The sequence below is a fragment of the Pseudomonas sp. WS 5027 genome (genome assembly GCF_012985695.1).
Lineage (GTDB): Bacteria > Pseudomonadota > Gammaproteobacteria > Pseudomonadales > Pseudomonadaceae > Aquipseudomonas > Aquipseudomonas hygromyciniae.
This window is the reverse complement of the sequence record NZ_JAAQWU010000003.1, coordinates 291,799-311,200: the sequence shown is the minus strand read 5'-3', so window position 1 is coordinate 311,200 and position 19,402 is coordinate 291,799. Positions and strand designations below refer to the sequence as shown.

Here is a 19,402-nt window from a genome sequence, read left to right as displayed (position 1 = left end):
TTTGCTTATTCCACTTTCTGATAGAGCCCGTTGCCACAGCGTGAACAGAAGGCCGCGTTGGGTTCGTGGGTGTTTTTCTTGCACACCGGGCAATCGTGTTGCAGTTGCTCGCCTCGCATGGCGTTGGCCAGCTCGGCGGTGAAAATCCCGGTGGGCACGGCGATGATCGAGTAACCGGTGATCATCACCAACGATGAGATCACTTGGCCCAGCGGGGTCTTGGGCACGATGTCGCCAAAGCCCACAGTGGTCAGGGTCACGATAGCCCAGTAGATGCCTTTGGGGATGCTGGTAAAACCATGCTCCGGGCCTTCAATCACGTACATCAGGGTGCCGAACACCGTCACCAGGGTGCAGACGCTGACCAGGAACACCACGATCTTCTGCTTGCTGCCGCGCAGTGCCGACATCAGGTAGTTGGCTTGCTTGAGGTACGGGCTGAGCTTGAGCACGCGGAAGATCCGCAACATGCGGATGATGCGGATAATCAGCAGGTACTGCGCGTCGCTGTAGTACAGAGCAAGGATGCCGGGGACGATGGCCAGCAAGTCCACCAGCCCATAGAAACTGAAGGCATAGCGCAACGGCTTGGGCGAGCAATACAGGCGCAGGCCGTATTCGATGGCGAAGATCAGCGTGAAGCCCCACTCGATATAGGCCAGCACATTGGCGTAGTTCTGGTGGACCTGGTCGATGCTGTCGAGCATCACGATCACTATGCTTGCGAGGATGATCAGTAACAGGATGCCGTCAAAACGCCGCCCGGCCGCTGTGTCGCTCTGGAATACCATGACGTAAAGCCGCTGGCGCCAGTCGTTGTTGCTGTCCATGAAGTCCGCCTGAATCGAAGATCTGCGAAGCCTAGGGGGATTCGAACGGGCTGTCCATGTTGGCCCTGTGCCGCAGGCGCAGCGTTGCGCGCACCAGCCAGCAGGCAAGGATAAACGGCGCTGTCAGCGGTGCCAGGTGCAGGCCGGCAAAACCTGGGGCGAGCAGGCTTGCCAGGAGGATGCCGAGCACTGGCAGCCAGGGTTGGCGCCGGTACTGGCTGAGGGCCAGGGCGGCAAGCGCGGGGTTATAGCTATGCAGGCCGAGCAGGGCGCCGGCGGGGTCGTCGAGCAGCAGGCCGAGTGCCACGCCGCTGCTGGCACCGAGCATCGCCCACAGCGCTGCGCGAGGGCTGGCCAGCAGCAGGCCAACGGCGATCAGTAGACCGGCCAGCGGTTGATCCAGCAGCACGATCTGCCCCAGGCCGAGCAGCGGAGCGCTGAGCCAGGCGAGGGTGTCCGGTGTGCTGACCGGCAGCGCGGTCGGTGAGACCGTGCCGAGCAGCAACCAGCCGATGGCGACGAAGGGCGCGGTATAGGCGGGCAGGTCATCGCCATGGACCATGCGCTTGACCCATTGCCGGGTCAGGATCGCACTCAGGCCACCGCACGCCAGGATCAGCGGCGGTACCAGCGCCGACCAGGCAAAGTGCTGGCTGATCAGCAACCCCAGCAACACACCGTTATAGCTATAGAGCCCGGCCTGGCGCTCGGCCTTGGGATAGTCGCGGCGCTGGGCGGTGAGCAAGCCGGCGACCCCGCCCAGCAGCGCACCGCCGAGCAGGGCCGGAGCGCAGGTGAGAATCGCCAGCAGGCACAGCAGGCCACACAGTGGGTGGCGCTGCAGGAATATCTGGCTGAAGCCGTTGAGCAGGGCTTCGGCCCAGTCGGGGCAGGTTGGGTTGGGCATGGTGGTGGTCGCTCCCCTGTAGGAGCGAGCTTGCTCGCGAAGGTCGTTAACGATGACGCGTGCTTTCTGAATGAACGCGTCGCTCTCAGGTTTTTCGTCGCAACGCCGCCCGGAGACAAGCTCGCTCCTACAGTAGGGTCTCGATACGCAGCGAGTTGGTCGACCCCGGCTGCCCAAAGGGCACCCCCGCGGTGATCAGCAACGTATCCCCACGCTGTGCCATGCCCTGGGCCTGGGCGATTTCCAGTGCCGTGGAGCACACCTCGTCCACCTGCCGCAACCGATCATTGACCACCGAATGCACGCCCCAGGCCACGCTCAGGCGCCGGGCGGTGGACAGGTTCGGCGTGAGGTTGAGGATCGGCACCGCCGGCCGTTCCCGCGCCGCCCGCAGACTGGAGCTACCCGACTCGCTGTAGTTCACCAGCACCGCCACCGGCAAGATGCTGCTGATCCGGCGGATTGCGCAGCTGATGGCATCCGACACCGTGGCATCGGCCTTGGGTCGGCTTACATCCAACTGGGTCTGGTAATCCGGGCCGTTCTCCACCTGGCGAATGATCTTGCTCATCATCTGCACCGCTTCCAGTGGGTACTCGCCGGAGGCGGTTTCGGCCGACAGCATCACCGCATCGGTGCCCTCGGCCACGGCATTGGCCACGTCCGTGACTTCGGCGCGGGTGGGTGCCGGCGAGAAACGCATGGACTCGAGCATCTGCGTGGCCACCACCACCGGCTTGCCCAACTGGCGGCAGGTGCTGATGATGTCTTTCTGGATTTGCGGCACGCTCTCGGCCGGCACTTCCACGCCCAGATCCCCTCTGGCGACCATGATCGCATCGCTCAGCTCGGCGATTTCCTGCAGGTAGCGCACCGCCGAGGGTTTCTCGATCTTCGCCATCAAGAACGCCTTGTCGCCGATCAGCTCGCGGGCTTCGCGGATGTCTTCGGGACGCTGCACAAACGACAGCGCCACCCAGTCCACGCCCAGTTCCAGGCCGAAGCTCAGGTCGCGGCGGTCCTTGGCGGTCAGTGGGCTGAGTTCCAACAAGGCTTGTGGGACATTCACCCCTTTACGATCGGACAGTTCGCCGCCGTTCAATACCGTGGTGTCGATCGCATCGGCATGTTTGGTAATCACCCGCAGGCGCAGCTTGCCGTCGTCCAGCAGCAGATCCATGCCCGGCTCCAGGGCCTTGATGATTTCTGGATGGGGCAGGTTGACCCGGCGCTGGTCGCCCGGTGTGGGGTCGAGGTCCAGGCGCAACGCTTGGCCACGCACCAGTTGCACCTTGCCCTCGGCGAAACGCCCGACGCGCAATTTGGGCCCCTGCAGGTCCATCAGGATCCCCAGCGGGTAGTTGAGCTGGCGCTCGACCTGGCGGATCCACTGGTAGCGCTGGGCATGGTCGGCGTGATCGCCATGGCTGAAGTTCAGGCGGAAGATATTCACCCCGGCCTGCACCAGTTCGCGGATGTCATCGATACCGTCGGTGGCCGGCCCCAGGGTGGCGAGGATTTTGACCTTCTTGTCAGGCGTCATGGGCAGCAGTCTCAAGTATCAAAATGGCACGGAAGTCGTTGACGTTGGTGCGGGTCGGCTCGGTGACGATCAACGCGTCGAGCGCGGCGAAATAACCGTAGCCATTGTTGTTGTCCAACTCGTCGCTGGCCGACAGGCCCAGGGCCTCGGCGCGGGCGTAGGTGGTTGGGGTCATGATCGCCCCGGCGTTGTCTTCGGAACCGTCGATGCCGTCGGTGTCACCGGCCAGGGCGTACACGCCGGGCAGGCCCTTGAGGCTGTCGGTCAGGCTCAGCAGGAACTCGGCGTTGCGTCCGCCACGGCCATTGCCGCGCACGGTCACGGTGGTCTCGCCGCCGGACAGGATCACGCACGGCGCCGCCAGTGGCTGGCCGTGTTGGATGATCTGCCGGGTGATGCCGGCGTGGACCTTGGCCACGTCCCGCGCTTCGCCTTCCAGGTCGCCGAGGATCAGCGGGCTGAAACCGGCCTGGCGCACTTTCACCGCTACCGCTTCGAGAGATTGCTGCGGCCGTGCGATCAACTGGAAATGGCTGCGCGCAAGGCACGGATCGCCAGGCTTGACGGTCTCCGACTCAGGGCTTTGCAACCAACTGCGCACCGAGGCCGGCACTTGGATCTTGTAACGCTTGAGAATTGCCAGGGCCTGTTGCGAGGTGCTCGGGTCGCCAACCGTCGGGCCGGAGGCAATCACCGTGGCCTGATCGCCCGGTACATCGGAAATCGCGTAGGTGTAGACGGTGGCGGGCCAGGACGCCTTGGCCAACCGCCCGCCCTTGATCGCCGAGAGGTGCTTGCGCACGCAATTCATCTCGCCGATGGTGGCGCCGGATTTGAGCAGGGCTTTGTTGATGGTCTGTTTGTCGGCCAGGGTAATCCCTGCTGCGGGCAAGGCCAGCAGGGCGGAACCACCGCCGGACAAGAGGAAGATCACGCGGTCGTCTTCGTTCAGATTGCTGATCAACTCCAACACGCGCTTGGCCACGGCCTGGCCAGCGGCATCGGGCACTGGGTGCGCGGCTTCGACCACTTCGATCTTCTGGCAGGGCGCGCCGTGGCCGTAGCGGGTGACTACCAGGCCGTGGACTTCACCTTGCCAGCTGTTTTCGACCACCAGGGCCATGGCGGCGGCGGCTTTGCCTGCGCCGATCACAATCACGCGGCCGCTGCGGTCGGCGGGTAGATAGGGTTCGAGGACTTGCCGGGGGTGGGCAGCGTCGATGGCTGTGGCAAACAGCTCGCGAAGCAGGTGTTGCGGATCGACCGACATAAGCGGGCTCCCGGATTCTTGTTATTGGATTTGAAACTTGGAACCGGATCAAAATGTGGGAGCGGGCTTGCTCGCGATGGTCTTACATTCAACATCCATGCTGACTGGAACACCGCTATCGCGACCAAGCCCGCTCCCACATTTTGATCCCATTCCAAAGGTGGATCGCAGGCGGGCTTACTTATCGCGAATCGAGAAATTCGCCATATGCTCCAGCCCCTTGATCAGCGCCGAATGGTCCCAGTTGCCGCCGCCAATCGCGGTGCAGGTGCTGAACACTTGCTGGGTCGAGGCGGTGTTGGGCAGGTTGATCCCCAGTTCCTTGGCACCGGCCAGGGCCAGGTTCAAGTCCTTCTGGTGCAGGTTGATACGGAAGCCCGGGTCGAAGGTGCCCTTGATCATCCGCTCGCCATGCACTTCGAGGATCTTCGACGAGGCAAAGCCACCCATCAGCGCTTCGCGAACCTTGGCCGGGTCCGCACCGTTTTTCGCGGCGAACAGCAGCGCTTCGGCCACGGCCTGGATGTTCAGGGCGACGATGATCTGGTTCGCTACCTTGGCGGTCTGGCCATCGCCATTGCCACCCACCAGGGTGATGTTCTTGCCCATGCTCTGGAACAGTGGCAGGGCACGTTCGAAGGTCTGCGGTTCGCCACCGACCATGATGCTCAGGGTGGCGGCCTTGGCGCCGACTTCGCCGCCCGATACCGGGGCGTCGAGGTACTGCGCGCCGGTGGCGTTGATCTTGGCGGCAAAGGCCTTGGTAGCGGTGGGCGAGATCGAACTCATGTCGATCACTACCTTGTTCGGCGACAGGCCTGCGGCCACACCGTCGGCGCGGAACAACACGTCATCGACCTGAGGGGTGTCAGGCACCATGACGATGATGAACTCTGCTTCCTGGGCCACTTGCTGCGGGTTGGCCAGGGCCACGGCACCGGCGGCGATCAGCTCGGCGGGTGCCTTGCCATGGTGCTCGGACAGGAACAGTTGGTGACCTGCTTTCTGCAGGTTCGCGGCCATGGGTTGGCCCATGATGCCGGTGCCGATAAAGCCGATTTTAGCCATGATCAAATCCTCTTTTTATTCTCTGTGCGAGCCTGGCCCGGTCTACCAGACCCAGGCGATCTAAATGTGGGAGCGGGCTTGCTCGCGATTGCGGTAGATCAGTCGACAAAAATGTTGAATGTCAGACCTTCGCGAGCAAGCCCGCTCCCACAGTTGGGTTGTGTGTGTGTTGGTCAGATCGCGTTATGGGTCTTGAGCCAGCCAAGACCGGCTTCGGTCGTGGTCAACGGCTTGTACTCGCAGCCCACCCAACCCTGATACCCGATGCGGTCCAGGTGCTCGAACAGGAAGCGATAGTTGATCTCGCCCGTGCCCGGCTCGTTGCGTCCTGGGTTGTCGGCCAGCTGGATATGGTTGATCTGATCCAGGTGCGTCGCCATGGTGCGGGCCAGGTCACCTTCCATGATTTGCATGTGGTAGATGTCGTATTGCAGGAACAGGTTGGCGCTGCCCACCTGTTCGCGAATCGCCAGGGCCTGCGCCGTGTTGTTGAGGTAGAAGCCGGGAATGTCGCGGGTGTTGATCGCTTCCATCACCAGCTTGATGCCCACTGCTTGCAGCTTGTCGGCCGCGTACTTGAGGTTGGCGACAAAGGTTTTTTCCAGGGTGGCGTCATCCACGCCGGCAGGGCGAATCCCCGCCAGGCAGTTGATCTGGGTATTGCCCAGCACCTGGGCATAGGCGATGGCCAGGTTGACCCCCGCGCGGAATTCCTCGACCCGGTCGGGGTGGCAGGCCAGGCCGCGCTCGCCGCTGGCCCAGTCGCCGGCCGGCAGGTTGAACAGCACTTGGGTCAAACCGTGGGCGTCGAGTTGTGCCTTGATTTGCGCAGAGCTGAAGTCGTAGGGGAACAGGTATTCCACCCCACTGAAGCCGGCGTCGGCGGCGGCTTTGAAGCGGGCGAGAAAGTCCTGTTCGGTAAACAGCATGGACAGGTTGGCGGCAAAACGCGGCATGGGGTTCTCCTTAATCGAGCAATGAAATGGCAGTCGGTGCGTCGTTGCCCACCAGTGCCAGATCTTCGAATTCGTTGACGGCGTTGATCTCGGTGCCCATGGAAATATTGGTCACGCGCTCCAGAATAATCTCGACAATCACCGGCACCTTGAACTCTTCGATCATTTCCTGGGCCTTGCGCAGCGCTGGCTGGATCTGGCCCGGTTCGAACACACGCAGGGCCTTGCAACCCAGGCCTTCGGCGACGGCGACGTGGTCGACGCCATAACCGTTGAGTTCCGGGGCATTGAGGTTATCGAAAGACAACTGCACGCAGTAGTCCATTTCAAAACCGCGCTGGGCCTGGCGGATCAGCCCCAGGTACGAGTTGTTCACCACCACGTGGATGTAAGGCAGCTTGAACTGCGCGCCCACGGCCAGCTCTTCGATCATGAACTGGAAGTCATAGTCGCCCGACAGTGCCACCACCTTGCGGCTCGGGTCGGCCTTGACCACGCCCAGTGCGGCGGGGATGGTCCAACCCAGTGGGCCGGCCTGGCCACAGTTGATCCAGTGGCGTGGCTTGTAGACGTGCAGGAACTGCGCGCCGGCAATCTGCGACAGGCCGATGGTGCTGACGTAGCAGGTATCTTTACCGAACACCTGGTTCATCTCTTCGTACACCCGTTGCGGCTTGACCGGTACGTTGTCGAAGTGCGTCTTGCGGTGCAGGGTGGCTTTGCGCTGCTGGCAATCATGCAGCCAGGCGCTGCGGTCCTTGAGCTTGCCGGCGGCTTTCCACTCGCGGGCCACTTCAATAAACATCGTCAGCGCGGCACCGGCGTCGGACACGATGCCAAGGTCCGGGGTGAACACACGGCCGATTTGCGTCGGCTCGATGTCAACGTGAATGAATTTGCGACCCTCGGTGTACACCTCCACCGAACCGGTGTGGCGGTTGGCCCAGCGGTTGCCGACGCCCAGGACCACGTCCGACTTGAGCATCGTCGCGTTGCCGTAGCGGTGCGAGGTTTGCAGGCCGACCATGCCCACCATCAGCGGGTGGTCGTCGGGGATGGTGCCCCAGCCCATCAGGGTCGGGATCACCGGGATACCCGTCAGCTCGGCGAACTCCACCAGCAGTTCGCTGGCGTCGGCATTGATCACGCCGCCACCGCTGACCAGCAGCGGGCGCTCGGCCTGGTCGAGCATGGCCAGGGCTTTCTCGACCTGGATGCGCGTGGCCAGTGGCTTGGCCAATGGCAGTGGCTGGTAGGCGTCGATGTCGAACTCGATCTCAGCCATCTGTACATCGAATGGCAAGTCGATCAGCACCGGGCCGGGGCGGCCGGAGCGCATTTCATAGAAGGCTTTCTGGAACGCATACGGCACCTGGCCAGGTTCCAGCACGGTGGTTGCCCACTTGGTCACTGGCTTGACGATGCTGGTGATATCCACGGCCTGGAAATCTTCCTTGTGCATCCGGGCGCGAGGCGCTTGCCCGGTGATGCACAGGATCGGGATTGAATCGGCCGAGGCGCTGTACAGGCCGGTGACCATGTCCGTGCCCGCCGGGCCCGAAGTGCCGATGCACACGCCGATATTGCCGGCCTTGGTGCGGGTGTACCCCTCGGCCATGTGCGAAGCGCCTTCCACGTGGCGAGCAAGGACGTGATCGATGCCGCCGACCTTTTGCAGGGCCGAATACAACGGGTTGATCGCGGCGCCTGGGATACCGAAGGCGGTGTCTACACCCTCACGGCGCATCACCAGGACAGCGGCTTCGATTGCTCTCATTTTGCTCATGGTTTTGGTGCCTCTTGCGTTTTGTAATTGTATACAAGTGGTGTTGCTTCAAAGTGTATTCACGGCGAGCAGCGCAGGTCAATCCATTTTGTTCCAGAGCCTGTGCATTCGTCGGAAGGCTTTTTAGCGGGAGTATTTCGAAGTGTGGTGCGTATGTTTCGAAATATTGTATACAAAAAATAAATCTATTGTGTTCTATTTGTTGTATCCGGCTTCTGATCAATCAGAGCCCCAAGGCTTTCTCAATAACAAGATAAGGACGGCACCCATGAGCGCTCTAACCTTGAAAGTCGCAGTCAACCTGGTCAGCCAGGCCATCACCGCAGGCCGCACCATTGCCGCTGCACCGCTGACCATCGCGGTGCTCGACAGCGGCGGGCACCTGATCACCCTGCAACGGGAAGACGGCGCCAGCCTGCTGCGCCCCCAAATCGCCATCGGCAAGGCCTGGGGCGCGATAGCCCTGGGCAAGGGCTCGCGCTTGTTGGCCTTGGATGCCCAGCAACGGCCGGCGTTTATTGCTGCCTTGAACAGCCTGGGGCAGGGCGGTGTCGTGCCGGCACCGGGTGGGGTGTTGATCCGGGACCCGGCGGGCGTGGTGCTGGGGGCGATCGGGATCAGTGGGGACACGTCGGATATTGATGAGCAGTGCGCGATTACGGCGATTGAAGGGGTGGGGTTGCTGGCGGATGCGGGGGTGTCGGCTTGAGGTTGTAGTGACAGGGAGGCCCGCTTTCGCGAGTTTTGACCTGTGAACACGGTCAAAATGTGGGAGCGGGCTTGCTCGCGAAAGCGGCGACTCGGTCTGAATCTATACCCAAACCGCATCCCACAGCGGATAGTCGCCAACTCTCTCCACCAATCCCGCCCTCAATGGATTGGCCACCACATACCTGGCCACTTTCACCAGGTCTTCTTCCTTGCGAAGCGCATGGTCATGAAAGCTGGTTTGCCAGAGCCTTCCTTTGCGGCCAGTGGCGCCATTGACCGATCGAGTGCTTTTGGATTTGACCTGGCATACCAAGTCGCCCAGGGAGCCTTTTTGCAGCTCGATCAGCCAGTGGAAATGGTCGGGCATCACCACCCAGGCCAGAGAGTGTGCCAGCCCTTGATACTGGGCGAGCCTGAACTGCCAGACCACCAGGCGGCCCAGGTAGAAGTCGCTGAAGATCGGCACACGTTCGTGGGTGTTGGTGGTAATCAGGTAGATATTGTTGGGTTCGCTGATCCGTCCGATGCGTAGGCGGTGTGAGGTGGCTCGATCAGGCATTCCGTTGCCTCTCTTCAGATGATGTCTTGAGAGGCTAGATCGGGGAGTTTGAGGCTGACGGGCGGGCTTTTGGCAGGATGTGTCTGGGAGGGCGCTTTCGCGAGCAAGCCCGCTCCCACATGGGATCTTTGTTGTTCATACATTTTGTGTCTGGCACAAATCTAGTGTGGGAGCGGGCTTGCCCGCGAATCTTGGCCACACCGCGGTGTTTCAGTCCGGTTCACACCCTTTAAGTACCAACCGAATAATCGTCTGCGCCGCCGCCTCATAATCGGCCTCATCCAGCTTGGCCTTGCCGGTCACCGCTGAGATCTGCCAGTCGAAGTCGGCATAGGTCTGGGTCGCTGCCCAGATGCTGAACATCAGGTGATGAGGGTCAATAGCGGCGATCAGGCCGCGATCGACCCAGCTCTGGATGCAATCGATATTGTGTTTGGCCTGGGCGTTGAGCTGCTGCACCTGCTCGGGGCTCAGGTGGGGGGCGCCGTGCATGATTTCGCTGGCGAACACTTTCGAGGCAAACGGCAGGTCGCGGGAGATGCTGATTTTCGAGCGGATATAGCCGCTCAATACCTGCTTGGGGTCGCCGTCCGGGTTGAAGGGGGTGGAGGCAGCCAGGATCGGCTCGATGATGCTTTCGAGCACCTCGCGGTAGAGGTTGTCCTTGGACTTGAAGTAGTAGTAGACGTTGGGCTTGGGTAGCCCGGCCTTGGCGGCGATGTCACTGGTTTTGGTCGCGGCGAAGCCCTTGTCGGCAAACTCCTCGCTGGCAGCCCGCAGGATCAGTTCTTTGTTGCGCTCGCGAATGGTGCTCATAGACCAGATGATTCCTTGCCAGGACAGGCGGTTGCGCATGGTAGCACCGGCGATCCGCGTGTCTCAAGAATGTGCCCGCGACGTCTTGTAGCACGCTATGCTGCGAAACATCCCACATTAAGGACGCCCGATTCATGGCAGGAAGCAGCTTGTTGGTATTGATCGATGACATCGCCGCCGTTCTCGACGATGTGGCCTTGATGACAAAAATGGCCGCCAAGAAAACCGCCGGCGTGCTGGGTGACGATCTGGCGCTCAATGCCCAGCAAGTCTCTGGTGTGCGCGCCGAGCGGGAAATTCCGGTGGTGTGGGCGGTTGCCAAGGGCTCGTTTATCAACAAACTGATCCTGGTGCCCACCGCGCTATTGATCAGCGCCTTCGCGCCGTGGGCGGTCACGCCACTGTTGATGCTCGGTGGCGCCTACCTGTGTTACGAGGGCTTTGAAAAGCTTGCCCATAAATTCCTGCACAGCAAGGCCGACGATCAGGCCGAACATGCCCAGTTGGTCAAAGCCGTGGCCGACCCCGCAACAGATCTGGTGGCCTTCGAGAAAGACAAGATCAAGGGTGCGATCCGCACCGACTTTATCCTCTCTGCCGAAATCATCGCCATCACCCTGGGCACCGTCGCCGACGCACCGCTGATGCAGCAAGTGATCGTACTGTCGGGCATCGCCCTGGTCATGACCATCGGCGTCTATGGTCTGGTGGCCGGTATCGTCAAACTCGATGATTTGGGCCTATGGCTCACGCAAAAGCCCGGGCAGATGGCGCGCAGCATCGGTGGCGGGATTCTGCGGGCCGCACCGTACATGATGAAAAGCCTGTCGGTGATCGGCACGGCAGCCATGTTTATGGTCGGCGGCGGCATCCTGACTCATGGCGTGCCTGCGGTGCATCATTGGATTGAAACTGTCAGCCAGAGCATCGGTGGCATCACTTGGTTGATGCCGACCCTGCTCAATGCCGTGGCGGGGATCATTGCGGGGGCGCTGGTGCTGGCGGTAGTCAGCGGGGTGGGCAAGGCGTGGAAATCGCTCAAGGCTTGAGCACCTGAGAGCCATAAAAAAGGCCATTCAATCGAATGGCCTTTTTTTGTGCTTGGGCGGTTACTCCGCGATCTGCAACTTGCGCGACTCGGTGTACACGTAGCGCACCTTTTCATACTCGAACGGCGAGTTCATCTGACCGTAACGGAAGCTGGTCTGGTAGCGCTTGTCCACCGCACGTAACGCCCAGATTTCCGGGTGGTTGGAGCTGACTTCAGACACGTTGAGGAGGTTGATCTGGGATTCGGCGGTGTAGTCCACCAACAGGCCGCCAGTGTCGCGCAGGTTGGATGGGCCGAGGATCGGCAGGATCAGGTAAGCACCACCGGGCACGCCGTAGAAGCCCAGGGTCTGGCCGAAGTCTTCGCTCTGGCGCGGTAGGCCCATGGCGGTGGCCGGGTCCCACAGGCCGGCGATACCAAGGGTGGTATTGACCAGCAGGCGGCCCGTGGTTTCCAGGGAGCGATGGCCCTTGAGTTGCAGCAGGCTGTTCATCAGGTTGGGCACGTCGCCCAGGTTGTTGAAGAAGTTGCTGACACCGGTGCGCAGGAAACTTGGGGTGACGTAGCGATAGCCATCGACCACTGGCAAGAATACCCATTGGTCGAAGCGATAGTTGAAGTGGTACACCCGACGGTTCCACGACTCCAGCGGGTCATAGACGTTGAGGGCGTTGAGGGTCGAGCGCTCGAACTCGCGCTGGTCCAGGCCAGGGTTGAACTTGAGTTTGCTCAAGGGTTCCTTGAAGCCATCCTGGTCGACCACGGTCGGTGCGTGAGCCTTGCTGTTGTCCGCGTTGGCAACGCCTGCACAGAGTAAGGCCGCAAGAAGCAGGAGATGTTTAGCCACGGAAGAACTCCAGCATGGCGTCGGCGTTGACGCGGTAATTGAGGTTGCCGCAATGGCCGCCCAGCGGGTAGACGGTCAAGCGATCGCCGAAGGTCTTGCGCAAAAAGCCCAGGTCGCCAGGGCCGAGGATCACGTCATCGGCGTTGTGCATTACCGCGATTTTCGGGCTGTCGCGCAGGTAGTCCTCGAGGGCGTACAGGCTCACCTGGTCGATCAGTTGCAGCAGGCTGCCGCCGTCGGAGCGGGCGCGCCACATCGGGATCACTTGTTCGGTGAGGTAGCAGTCGAAATCACACTGCAGCGCACGCTTGAGGAACGGCGTGAGGCTGGTGCTTTCGGTGATCGGGTACTTGGGCGGGATGATCAAGCCACGACGGTTGATCAGGTCCGAGGTGAAGGCGATATCGGCCGCCGAGAAACGGAACGAGGTGCCGATCAGCATCGCCATCTGCTCGTTGGTCAGGTGTTCCTTGGAGTTCTGGAAGTCGTAGAGCAGGGCATCGTTCATGTCGATATAGCCCTTTTGCTGGAAGTAGCGGGTCAGCTTGTTCAACACCAGCTCATAGAACGTGGTGCTGTTGTTGATGCCCTTGACCTCGGTCTGCACCAGCTTGTCGAGGTTGGTGATGGAGGTATAGAGGTTGACCGGCGGGTTGAGCAGCAGCACTTTCTTGAAGTTGAAGCTGCGTCGGGTTTCGTCCAGCTTACTGACGAATGCCGCGTCCAGGGCACCCAGGCTGTAGCCGGTGAGGTAGAAGTCGGTGACCGGCAACGTGGCGTTTTGCGCGCGTACGGCTTGCATCACGCGGTACATGTCCTGGGCGTCTTCCTGGGTGATGCCGGGGGTGGCAAAGCGCGAGGCGGCGCTGATGAAGTCAAAGCTGGTGGGCGACGACAATTGGACGACGTGGTAGCCGGCCTTGTAGTACAGCTTTTTCAGGTATTCGTTGATGGAGCTGTCAAAACGCGCGCCGGTGCCGGCGATCAGGAAAATCAGGGGTGCCGCGCGGTCTTGCTTGGCGATGCGGTAGGTGAGTTTCTTCACCGGCCAGAAGTTGTCGGGCAGACTGAATTCACGCTCTGGGCGCATGTTCAGGCTGTAGTCGGATTGGTTGATCTCATCGATGGATGGCAAATCCGGCCGCAGGTCCGGTGGCGTTGTGGCGATGGTCGCTTCGAACGGGTTGGTCAAAGGGTAGCCATAGCTGGCCGGATCAACATCGACCGCCAGTGCTGACGCACTCAAAAAAAGGCCACCCAACAGGGCAGCACAGCGCAAGGAACGGAGCATGACTAAATCCCTAAGAGGAAACGTGCTTAATGAAGTTCGCAGGCTATGACCACCGCGTTATCGCCGAAGTGCCAGCCATCGGCACTTAATATCGGAAAAAAACGCAGGAATCGAGGTAATAGTGGGCAGACGATACACTTTGGCACGCTTTGATGAATAGTTATCTGTGTGCAGCCCTTGCCAATGCCCCCGGGGAGATTAAGCTGGGCGCCGTTTTCGCCTATCGGAGTGCCTTTATGTCCCGTCGTTTGCCGCTGATCCTACTGCTGTTGGCCTTGCCGTTATGGCTGGCCGCCAGTTATGGCGCCCGTTATGGGTTTATGGAAGACGGGCAGTGGGTGGGCATCTGTGCCGATGACGCCAGCCGCTGGGAATGCCAGCTGCGTGCCAATCTGGGGCTGATGATTCACTTCCGGATGTTGGGCTGGGCCGCGTTGGTCACGTCGGTACTGGCGTTTTTGGTGCCAGGCCGTGCCGGCTGGGGTTTGGCGGTGCTGGGGCTGGCGTTTGGAATTCCGGCACTGGCGTTGTACAACACCAATTTTGCGGTGTTTGCGCTGGTGATTGCCGGGTTGCGGTTGGTCAGGGCGCCTCGGGCTGTCTGATAGGGCCGATCGCAGGCAAGCCCGCTCCCACATTTAGTACAGCGGTCGAATGTGGGAGCGGGCTTGCCCGCGATAGCAATCTCAAGCCTTGCGCACTCGCAGGCAACGCCACAGGGCAGCAACCATCAACCCACTCACCACCGCCCAACCCAGCGCCTGCTGGTTCATCAAGCCTTCGCGATACAGCTGCGGCGCAATGCCGGCACCGATGATGAAGGCCAGAAGGGCAATTTCCCGTCGTGGCCCGGTCACTGGGCGCAGCAGGTAGACCAGCGCCGGCAGCAGCAGGGCGGCGCTGGGGAAGCTGCGGTAGCGCGGGTCGAACACCAGCGCCAGCATCATCACCGCAGTGGCGAACCCGGCAAATGCGATCAGCCAGCCAGCGCGTTGCTCCAGCCAGGCGAAGGCCCGTTCGCGCCAACCCTGGCGAGCGCTCAAGGCCAGGGCTGCATGGGCCAGCACCAACAGGTTCAGGGCAAGCAACAGCCCGGCCCAGATCCATTCATCAGTGAAGCGTGCAGTCACCCGGGTAAGTTCGGCCCAACTGCCAATCGAACCCGCCGCTACCGCGCCCAGCAACGGCAGCAACAACGCGGCGCGGGTGGTGCGAACGCGTCCGCCGAGCACCAGGGTGCCTAGCAGGATCATCCCGCCAACACCCAGCCACACAGGCCAGTACGGCACGTTGGTGACCGGGCCGGCCAGAATGCCCTTGTCCTGGCGATCGGCATCAAACAGCCCCCAGTAACCGCCGACCGCACCTTCGCTGGCGCGTTTCCATGGTTGGTCAAAGGCTTCGATCAGGTTGTAGTGCCAGCCATTGGCTTCGGCCATGGCGACAAAGCCGCGAATGAACTTGGCTTCGTTGACCCGGCTCGGCACCGCGGTTTCCCGCTGGCGGCCTTCGCTGGGCCAGCCGGTTTCGCCGATCATCACGTCCTTCGGGGCGAAGCGGTTACCGAATGTCTGGCGAATATCGCTGACATGGCGTAGGGCCTGATCGATGCCCGCCGGGTTATCTTCCCAGTACGGCAATAGGTGAATGGTCAGGAAATCCACCGCCGGGGCAATTTCCGGGTGTTGCAGCCAGAACTCCCAGACGTCGGCGTAGGTGACCGGCTGCTGGATCTGGCTTTTGACCTGCTCGATCAACTTCACCAACTGCGTGGCGGTGATTTCCTTGCGCAGCAAGGCTTCGTTACCGACGATCACCGATGTGACCACGTCGGGGTTGGCATTGGCCGAGGCGATCAGCTTGTCGACTTCCTTGGCATTGTCCACCGGGTTGCTGCTGATCCAGGCGCCGCTCATCAGCTTCAGCCCGTGTTTGCGCGCCAGGTCAGGCAAGGCCTCGAGGCCGGTCTGGGAGTAGGTGCGGATGCACTCAAAACGCGTGGCCAGCAGTGCCAGGTCGGCGTCCATGCGCTCGGGGCGCAGTTTGAAGGGCTGGTCGAACGGCGATTGGTCCTTGTCGAACGGTGTGTAGGACGCGCATTGCAGCTTGTGGCTGGCGCTGGCCACATCCGGCAGCACTATCGGCTGGCCAAGGCCGTACCAGTAGCCACCGAGGGCGAACAGGCCGAGCAGCAAGGCAAATACATAAGGCAGGAAGGGGAAGCGAGCAGTCGCGGTCATGGTCAGGCCGTGTGGGAGCAAAGGCGCGCATGTTACCTGTATTTGCCGGTTTTCAGTGGGGTCGCATAATTTTGACATGCAAAGTTCGGGCGGAATTTTGACGGGATTTCCTACAGTTCGTCCTACTGGCAACTTGATGTCGTTTCTTGCTTACCCGAGGTCGTAGTCAGAGCAGGTCGCCGGGGGCGGCGGGTTGATGATCCTACAGCACCATAGAACAACAGGTTGACGTCGCTCGGCATCCGTCGGGCGCAGCACTTTCGGGGATGCACTATGAAGATGCGACGACTCTTGGGCGCAGCTGCCACGTTGGTAGTTGCGATGGGTTCCACACTGGCCAGCGCCGACAGCAAGACCCTGAGCATCGGCTATGTGGACGGCTGGTCGGACAGTGTCGCCACCACCCACGTGGCGGCTGAGGTGATCAAGCAAAAGCTCGGTTATGACGTGAAACTGCAGGCAGTTGCCACCGGGATCATGTGGCAGGGCGTGGCCACCGGCAAACTCGACGCCATGCTCTCGGCCTGGCTGCCGGTCACTCACGGCGAGTATTGGACCAAGAACAAGGACAAGGTGGTCGACTACGGCCCCAACTTCAAGGAGGCGAAGATCGGCTTGATCGTACCGGAGTACGTCAAGGCCAAGTCCATCGAGGACTTGAAGACCGACACCACCTTCAAGAACAAGATTGTTGGCATCGATGCCGGTTCAGGCGTGATGCTCAAGACTGACGAGGCCATCAAGCAATACGGGCTGGACTATAAGCTGCAAGCCAGCTCCGGGGCGGCAATGATCGCGGAATTGACCCGTGCCGAAGACAAGCAGGACTCCATCGCGGTGACCGGCTGGGTGCCGCACTGGATGTTCGCCAAGTGGAAACTGCGGTTCCTTGAAGATCCAAAAGGCATTTATGGCGCCGCCGAGACGGTCAATAGCATCGGCAGCAAGGGCCTGGAAAAGAAAGCCCCGGAAGTCGCGGCGTTCCTGAAGAAATTCCAGTGGGCCTCCAAGGATGAAATCGGCGAAGTGATGCTGGCTATCCAGGAAGGTGCCAAGCCTGATGCGGCGGCCAAGGATTGGGTGGCCAAACATCCTGAGCGTGTGGCTGAGTGGACCGCCAATTAATCGGATAAACCTGTAGGAGCGAGCTTGCTCGCGAAGAACGCAAAGACGCCGCGAGCATCCAGGATGTGCGCGTTATCGTTGATGTTTTTCGCGAGCAAGCTCGCTCCTACAATTGTTTCTGCCGCGCCGTAAACCCTCGCTACACTGGTTCTAAGACTAAGGTCGTCTGGAACCTGTCCTGCAGCCGCATACAGTGGATACGTTCCAATAATAAAAAAGCTGTGCTGCGAGGATAAAAACAATGAACGACAGCATTTACCTCTCGATTCAAAACAGCCCGCGCTTCAAGGAGCTGGTAAGAAAAAGGGAAAGGTTCGCCTGGATTCTCTCGGCGATCATGCTTGGGCTTTACTCCGGATTCATCCTGTTGATCGCCTATGGACCGCAAGTCCTGGGGGCCAAGATCAGTCCTGAATCCTCCATAACCTGGGGAATCCCTATCGGGGTCGGGCTGATTGTCTCGGCCTTTGTTCTCACAGGCATCTATGTGCGACGCGCCAACGGCGAATTCGACGACCTGAACAATGCGATTCTCAAGGAGGCTGCGCAATGATCCGTCGTCTATTGGCTGTATTCGGCGCTTCTCTTTTTGCTCCTGCCGTTTGGGCGGCGGATGCATTGACCGGTGAAGTGCACAAGCAACCGCTGAACATCGCAGCGATCCTGATGTTTGTCGCCTTCGTCGGCGCAACATTGTGCATTACCTACTGGGCATCCAAACGTAACAACTCGGCGGCCGACTACTATGCCGCGGGTGGCAAGATCACCGGATTCCAGAACGGCCTGGCGATCGCTGGTGACTATATGTCGGCGGCGTCTTTCCTGGGGATTTCCGCACTGGTGTTCACCTCTGGCTACGATGGCCTGATCTACTCGATCGGCTTCCTGGTGGGCTGGCCGATCATTCTGTTCCTGATCGCCGAGCGCCTGCGTAACCTGGGCAAGTACACGTTTGCCGACGTGGCGTCCTATCGCCTCGGGCAAACCCAGATCCGCAGCCTGTCGGCCTGTGGTTCGCTGGTGGTGGTGGCGTTCTACCTGATCGCGCAGATGGTCGGCGCGGGCAAGCTGATCCAACTGCTGTTCGGCCTTGATTACCATGTAGCGGTGATCCTGGTGGGTATCCTGATGTGCCTCTATGTGTTGTTCGGCGGCATGCTGGCCACCACTTGGGTGCAGATCATCAAGGCCGTGCTGCTGCTGTCCGGTGCCTCGTTCATGGCGCTGATGGTGATGAAGCACGTCAACTTCGACTTCAACATGCTGTTCTCCGAGGCGATCAAGGTCCACCCTAAAGGCGAGGCGATCATGAGCCCTGGCGGCTTGGTCAAGGATCCGATCTCGGCGTTCTCCCTGGGCCTGGCCCTGATGTTCGGTACCGCTGGCCTGCCACACATCCTGATGCGCTTCTTCACCGTGAGTGACGCCAAAGAAGCCCGCAAGAGCGTGCTGTATGCCACTGGCTTTATCGGCTACTTCTATATCCTGACCTTTATCATCGGCTTCGGCGCGATTCTGCTGGTCAGCACCAACCCGGCGTTCAAGGATGCAGCAGGCGCTCTGTTGGGCGGCAACAACATGGCGGCGGTGCACCTGGCCAATGCGGTGGGCGGCAGTATCTTCCTGGGCTTCATCTCGGCCGTGGCGTTTGCCACCATCCTCGCGGTGGTTGCCGGCTTGACCCTGGCCGGTGCTTCGGCGGTGTCCCATGACCTGTATGCCAGCGTGATCAAGAAAGGCAAGGCCAACGAGAAGGATGAGATTCGCGTGTCGAAGATCACCACCATCGCCCTGGCAGTGCTGGCGATTGGCTTGGGCATCCTGTTCGAAAGCCAGAACATTGCGTTCATGGTCGGCCTGGCGTTCTCCATTGCGGCCAGCTGTAACTTCCCGGTGCTGCTGCTTTCCATGTACTGGAAGAACCTCACCACCCGTGGCGCAATGATTGGCGGCTGGTTGGGCCTGGTCAGTGCGGTGGGCCTGATGATCCTCGGCCCGACCATCTGGGTCTCGATCCTGCACCATGAAAAGGCGATCTTCCCGTACGAATACCCGGCGCTGTTCTCGATGATCATCGCGTTCGTGGGTATCTGGTTCTTCTCCATCACCGACAAGTCGGCGGCGGCGGTGAAAGAGCGTGCGCTGTACTTCCCGCAGTTTGTGCGTTCGCAGACTGGCCTGGGGGCGAGCGGGGCGGTTAACCACTAAGGTTGTAGCTCAATAAGAAATGCCCCGGTCCAAAGGCCGGGGCATTTTTTTGCCTGGGGTTCTGTGTTGCCTGGGTTATTGCTTTCGCGAGCAAGCCCGCACACAGTTGACCGCATTTCAAAGGATGTACCCGGTCAACTGTGGGAGCGGGCTTGCTCGCGAAAGCGGTATGTCAGGCAGCACAAACAAAAACG

Annotated in this window: 18 protein-coding genes; 6 read left to right on the top strand and 12 right to left on the bottom strand. The window is 60.7% G+C overall.

Features of this window, described 5'->3' with window-relative positions; translation table 11 throughout:
• Positions 1 to 5 precede the first annotated feature (5 nt).
• From HBO09_RS06455 to gcl, 7 genes are all read right to left on the bottom strand, one after another.
• Entirely contained in the window at positions 6 to 830 is an 825-nt protein-coding gene (locus tag HBO09_RS06455) for an ion transporter (RefSeq protein ID WP_169994370.1), read from the bottom strand.
• 31 nt (positions 831 to 861) lie between these two features.
• On the bottom strand, positions 862 to 1,737 hold the full coding sequence (locus HBO09_RS06450) for an urea transporter (RefSeq protein ID WP_169994368.1): 876 nt from the start codon (positions 1,735 to 1,737) through the stop codon (positions 862 to 864).
• Between the two features lie 127 nt (positions 1,738 to 1,864).
• The gene (gene pyk, locus HBO09_RS06445; RefSeq protein ID WP_169994366.1) at positions 1,865 to 3,280 is read right to left on the bottom strand and encodes a pyruvate kinase; all 1,416 of its coding nucleotides are present in this window, start codon (positions 3,278 to 3,280) and stop codon (positions 1,865 to 1,867) included.
• Positions 3,270 to 4,550 carry a glycerate kinase gene (locus tag HBO09_RS06440; RefSeq protein WP_169994364.1) on the bottom strand — a complete coding sequence of 427 codons (1,281 nt, stop codon included), beginning with the start codon at positions 4,548 to 4,550 and terminating at the stop codon, positions 3,270 to 3,272. Before HBO09_RS06440 ends, pyk begins: the two co-directional genes overlap by 11 nt.
• A 177-nt stretch (positions 4,551 to 4,727) precedes the next feature.
• Positions 4,728 to 5,618: a 2-hydroxy-3-oxopropionate reductase gene (locus HBO09_RS06435; protein ID WP_169994362.1), complete on the bottom strand. Its 891-nt coding sequence runs from the start codon at positions 5,616 to 5,618 to the stop codon at positions 4,728 to 4,730.
• Positions 5,619 to 5,791: 173 nt separating this feature from the next.
• Positions 5,792 to 6,574 carry a hydroxypyruvate isomerase gene (gene hyi, locus HBO09_RS06430; protein ID WP_169994360.1) on the bottom strand — a complete coding sequence of 261 codons (783 nt, stop codon included), beginning with the start codon at positions 6,572 to 6,574 and terminating at the stop codon, positions 5,792 to 5,794.
• A gap of 10 nt (positions 6,575 to 6,584) precedes the next feature.
• Complete coding sequence (gene gcl, locus HBO09_RS06425) at positions 6,585 to 8,360, bottom strand: glyoxylate carboligase (RefSeq protein WP_057438849.1); 1,776 nt, start codon at positions 8,358 to 8,360, stop codon at positions 6,585 to 6,587.
• A gap of 268 nt (positions 8,361 to 8,628) precedes the next feature.
• Here gcl and HBO09_RS06420 point away from each other — a divergent pair, with 268 nt between their 5' ends.
• Positions 8,629 to 9,069: a heme-binding protein gene (locus HBO09_RS06420; protein WP_038447058.1), complete on the top strand. Its 441-nt coding sequence runs from the start codon at positions 8,629 to 8,631 to the stop codon at positions 9,067 to 9,069.
• A 102-nt stretch (positions 9,070 to 9,171) separates the two neighbouring features.
• On the opposite strand, the gene HBO09_RS06415 is transcribed toward HBO09_RS06420, so the two are convergent.
• Both HBO09_RS06415 and HBO09_RS06410 read right to left on the bottom strand, forming a co-directional pair.
• Positions 9,172 to 9,630, bottom strand: a complete 459-nt coding sequence (locus HBO09_RS06415; RefSeq protein WP_169994358.1) for a transposase — start codon at positions 9,628 to 9,630, stop codon at positions 9,172 to 9,174.
• 210 nt (positions 9,631 to 9,840) lie between these two features.
• Positions 9,841 to 10,446, bottom strand: coding sequence for a TetR/AcrR family transcriptional regulator (locus HBO09_RS06410; protein ID WP_029292641.1), 606 nt, complete (start codon positions 10,444 to 10,446; stop codon positions 9,841 to 9,843).
• Between the two features lie 134 nt (positions 10,447 to 10,580).
• Here HBO09_RS06410 and HBO09_RS06405 point away from each other — a divergent pair, with 134 nt between their 5' ends.
• Positions 10,581 to 11,495 carry a DUF808 domain-containing protein gene (locus HBO09_RS06405; RefSeq protein WP_169994356.1) on the top strand — a complete coding sequence of 305 codons (915 nt, stop codon included), beginning with the start codon at positions 10,581 to 10,583 and terminating at the stop codon, positions 11,493 to 11,495.
• Between the two features lie 60 nt (positions 11,496 to 11,555).
• On the opposite strand, the gene HBO09_RS06400 is transcribed toward HBO09_RS06405, so the two are convergent.
• Both HBO09_RS06400 and HBO09_RS06395 read right to left on the bottom strand, forming a co-directional pair.
• A complete protein-coding gene (locus tag HBO09_RS06400) occupies positions 11,556 to 12,344 on the bottom strand; it encodes a VacJ family lipoprotein (protein WP_169994354.1) in 789 nt (262 codons plus the stop codon).
• Complete coding sequence (locus tag HBO09_RS06395) at positions 12,337 to 13,635, bottom strand: serine/threonine protein kinase (protein WP_169994352.1); 1,299 nt, start codon at positions 13,633 to 13,635, stop codon at positions 12,337 to 12,339. The genes HBO09_RS06400 and HBO09_RS06395 overlap by 8 nt, the downstream gene beginning before the upstream one ends.
• A 236-nt stretch (positions 13,636 to 13,871) precedes the next feature.
• Here HBO09_RS06395 and HBO09_RS06390 point away from each other — a divergent pair, with 236 nt between their 5' ends.
• On the top strand, positions 13,872 to 14,240 hold the full coding sequence (locus tag HBO09_RS06390) for a hypothetical protein (RefSeq protein ID WP_169994350.1): 369 nt from the start codon (positions 13,872 to 13,874) through the stop codon (positions 14,238 to 14,240).
• An 81-nt stretch (positions 14,241 to 14,321) separates the two neighbouring features.
• On the opposite strand, the gene HBO09_RS06385 is transcribed toward HBO09_RS06390, so the two are convergent.
• Positions 14,322 to 15,875, bottom strand: a complete 1,554-nt coding sequence (locus tag HBO09_RS06385) for a glycosyl hydrolase family 17 protein (RefSeq protein WP_169994348.1) — start codon at positions 15,873 to 15,875, stop codon at positions 14,322 to 14,324.
• Positions 15,876 to 16,148: 273 nt separating this feature from the next.
• Between HBO09_RS06385 and HBO09_RS06380 the strand changes: the two genes are divergently transcribed.
• The 3 genes from HBO09_RS06380 to HBO09_RS06370 all read left to right on the top strand — a co-directional run bounded on the left by HBO09_RS06380 (position 16,149) and on the right by HBO09_RS06370 (position 19,208).
• Positions 16,149 to 17,000, top strand: coding sequence for a glycine betaine ABC transporter substrate-binding protein (locus HBO09_RS06380; RefSeq protein ID WP_169994346.1), 852 nt, complete (start codon positions 16,149 to 16,151; stop codon positions 16,998 to 17,000).
• Between the two features lie 241 nt (positions 17,001 to 17,241).
• Positions 17,242 to 17,553 (top strand): DUF485 domain-containing protein, encoded by a 312-nt coding sequence (locus HBO09_RS06375; RefSeq protein ID WP_057438858.1) that lies wholly within the window; start codon positions 17,242 to 17,244, stop codon positions 17,551 to 17,553.
• On the top strand, positions 17,550 to 19,208 hold the full coding sequence (locus tag HBO09_RS06370; protein ID WP_133714242.1) for a cation acetate symporter: 1,659 nt from the start codon (positions 17,550 to 17,552) through the stop codon (positions 19,206 to 19,208). Before HBO09_RS06375 ends, HBO09_RS06370 begins: the two co-directional genes overlap by 4 nt.
• The last annotated feature ends 194 nt before the right edge of the window (positions 19,209 to 19,402 follow it).

Excerpts from the sequence above, each read along its gene's own strand:
- HBO09_RS06455 (WP_169994370.1), bottom strand. The coding sequence starts at position 830 with ATGGACAGCAACAACGACTGGCGCCAGCGGCTTTACGTCATGGTATTC.
- HBO09_RS06450 (WP_169994368.1), bottom strand. The coding sequence starts at position 1,737 with ATGCCCAACCCAACCTGCCCCGACTGGGCCGAAGCCCTGCTCAACGGC.
- pyk (WP_169994366.1), bottom strand. The coding sequence starts at position 3,280 with ATGACGCCTGACAAGAAGGTCAAAATCCTCGCCACCCTGGGGCCGGCC.
- HBO09_RS06440 (WP_169994364.1), bottom strand. The coding sequence starts at position 4,550 with ATGTCGGTCGATCCGCAACACCTGCTTCGCGAGCTGTTTGCCACAGCC.
- HBO09_RS06435 (WP_169994362.1), bottom strand. The coding sequence starts at position 5,618 with ATGGCTAAAATCGGCTTTATCGGCACCGGCATCATGGGCCAACCCATG.
- hyi (WP_169994360.1), bottom strand. The coding sequence starts at position 6,574 with ATGCCGCGTTTTGCCGCCAACCTGTCCATGCTGTTTACCGAACAGGAC.
- gcl (WP_057438849.1), bottom strand. The coding sequence starts at position 8,360 with ATGAGCAAAATGAGAGCAATCGAAGCCGCTGTCCTGGTGATGCGCCGT.
- HBO09_RS06420 (WP_038447058.1), top strand. The coding sequence starts at position 8,629 with ATGAGCGCTCTAACCTTGAAAGTCGCAGTCAACCTGGTCAGCCAGGCC.
- HBO09_RS06415 (WP_169994358.1), bottom strand. The coding sequence starts at position 9,630 with ATGCCTGATCGAGCCACCTCACACCGCCTACGCATCGGACGGATCAGC.
- HBO09_RS06410 (WP_029292641.1), bottom strand. The coding sequence starts at position 10,446 with ATGAGCACCATTCGCGAGCGCAACAAAGAACTGATCCTGCGGGCTGCC.
- HBO09_RS06405 (WP_169994356.1), top strand. The coding sequence starts at position 10,581 with ATGGCAGGAAGCAGCTTGTTGGTATTGATCGATGACATCGCCGCCGTT.
- HBO09_RS06395 (WP_169994352.1), bottom strand. The coding sequence starts at position 13,635 with ATGCTCCGTTCCTTGCGCTGTGCTGCCCTGTTGGGTGGCCTTTTTTTG.
- HBO09_RS06390 (WP_169994350.1), top strand. The coding sequence starts at position 13,872 with ATGTCCCGTCGTTTGCCGCTGATCCTACTGCTGTTGGCCTTGCCGTTA.
- HBO09_RS06385 (WP_169994348.1), bottom strand. The coding sequence starts at position 15,875 with ATGACCGCGACTGCTCGCTTCCCCTTCCTGCCTTATGTATTTGCCTTG.
- HBO09_RS06380 (WP_169994346.1), top strand. The coding sequence starts at position 16,149 with ATGAAGATGCGACGACTCTTGGGCGCAGCTGCCACGTTGGTAGTTGCG.
- HBO09_RS06375 (WP_057438858.1), top strand. The coding sequence starts at position 17,242 with ATGAACGACAGCATTTACCTCTCGATTCAAAACAGCCCGCGCTTCAAG.
- HBO09_RS06370 (WP_133714242.1), top strand. The coding sequence starts at position 17,550 with ATGATCCGTCGTCTATTGGCTGTATTCGGCGCTTCTCTTTTTGCTCCT.